The sequence below is a fragment of the Salipiger bermudensis genome (assembly GCF_017309175.1).
Classification (GTDB): domain Bacteria; phylum Pseudomonadota; class Alphaproteobacteria; order Rhodobacterales; family Rhodobacteraceae; genus Salipiger; species Salipiger bermudensis.
This window is the reverse complement of sequence record NZ_JAEKJV010000049.1, coordinates 1-1677: the sequence shown is the minus strand read 5'-3', so window position 1 is coordinate 1677 and position 1677 is coordinate 1. Positions and strand designations below refer to the sequence as shown.

The following is a 1677-nucleotide window of genomic DNA, read 5'->3' as shown; positions in this document are numbered from 1 at the left end:
GTGAAGCGCGTGATCGACTACAACGTGAAGGTTCGTGTGAAAGCGGACGGAAGCGGCGTCGATCTGGCCAACGTGAAGATGTCGATGAACCCGTTCGACGAAATCGCCGTCGAAGAGGCCATCCGCCTCAAGGAAGCCGGCAAGGCCGAGGAAGTGATCGTCGTCTCGATCGGCGTCAAGCAGGCGCAGGAGACCCTGCGCACCGGTCTCGCCATGGGCGCCGACCGCGCCATCCTGGTGACCGCCGCCGACGACGTGCACGAGGATATCGAGCCGCTGGCCGTGGCCAAGCTTCTAGCCGCCATCGTCAAGGACGAAGAGCCGGGCCTGGTGATCTGCGGCAAGCAGGCCATCGACAACGACCTCAACGCCACCGGCCAGATGCTGGCGGCGCTGACCGGCTACGCCCAGGCGACCAACGCCAACTCGCTCGAGGTCGACGGCGACGCCGCCACCGTGGCGCGCGAGGTCGACGGCGGCCTGCAGACCATCAAGGTCAAGCTGCCCGCCATCGTCACCACCGACCTGCGCCTAAACGAGCCGCGCTACGCCTCGCTGCCCAACATCATGAAGGCGAAGAAGAAGCCGCTCGACGAGAAGACCCCCGCCGATTACGGCGTCGACGTCGCGCCGCGGCTCGAGATCGTCAAGACCGCCGAGCCGGCGGAACGCGCCGCGGGCATCATGGTGGGCTCGGTCGACGAGCTGGTCGAGAAACTCAAGGAAAAGGGTGCGATCTGATGGCTGTTCTCCTTATTGCAGAAATCAATGACGGCACGCTGGCGATGGACGCCACCGCCAAGGCCGTGGCAGCCGCCGCGCCGCTGGGCGACGTGACCGTGCTGGCCGTGGGCGCCACCGCCAAGGACGCCGCCGCCGAGGCCGCGACCATCGAGGGCGTGTCCAAGGTGCTGGTCGCCGAGGATGCGCTTTACGGCCACCGCCTGGCGGAGCCCACCGCGGCGCTGATCGTGTCGCTCGCCGGCGATTACAGCCACATCGTGGCCCCGGCGACCACCGATGCGAAGAACATCCTGCCCCGCGTCGCGGCGCTGCTGGACGTGATGGTGCTGACCGATGTCACCTCCGTGGTTGATGCCGACACCTTCGAGCGCCCGGTCTATGCCGGCAACGCCATGCAGACGGTAAAGTCGAAGGATGAAAAGAAGGTTATCACCTTCCGTACCTCGACCTTCGACGCCGCCGCCACCGGCGGCTCGGCCGCGGTCGAGGACATCGCCGCCGCCGAGGACCCGGCGCTGTCGGAATGGCTCGAGGACAAGGTGGCCGAGAGCGACCGCCCCGAGCTGACCTCGGCCAAGATCGTCGTCTCCGGCGGTCGCGGCGTGGGCTCGGAAGAGGATTTCGTGATCATCGAGAAGCTCGCCGACAAGCTTGGCGCCGCCGTGGGCGCCTCGCGCGCCGCGGTCGACTCGGGCTTTGCCCCGAACGACTGGCAGGTCGGCCAGACCGGCAAGGTCGTGGCCCCGGATCTCTACGTCGCCTGCGGCATCTCGGGGGCGATCCAGCACCTTGCCGGCATGAAGGACAGCAAGATCATCGTCGCGATCAACAAGGACGAAGAGGCGCCGATCTTCCAGGTCGCCGATTTCGGCCTCGTGGCGGACCTCTTCGAAGCGGTGCCGGCGCTGACCGAAAAGGTCTGAGCCCCGCGCC

General features: G+C 67.2%; 2 protein-coding genes. Both read left to right on the top strand.

Annotated elements, in window-relative coordinates; all coding sequences use genetic code 11:
* Positions 1 to 741 (top strand): electron transfer flavoprotein subunit beta/FixA family protein (locus JF542_RS24290; RefSeq protein WP_242533924.1); only part of this gene is annotated, 741 nt, incomplete at its 5' end.
* Positions 741 to 1667 carry an electron transfer flavoprotein subunit alpha/FixB family protein gene (locus JF542_RS24285; RefSeq protein ID WP_207077730.1) on the top strand — a complete coding sequence of 309 codons (927 nt, stop codon included), beginning with the start codon at positions 741 to 743 and terminating at the stop codon, positions 1665 to 1667. The genes JF542_RS24290 and JF542_RS24285, both read left to right, overlap by 1 nt.
* Positions 1668 to 1677 lie beyond the last annotated feature (10 nt).

What these genes read in the sequence shown, in the direction of transcription:
- JF542_RS24285 (WP_207077730.1), top strand. Translation starts at nt 741, where the DNA reads ATGGCTGTTCTCCTTATTGCAGAAATCAATGACGGCACGCTGGCGATG.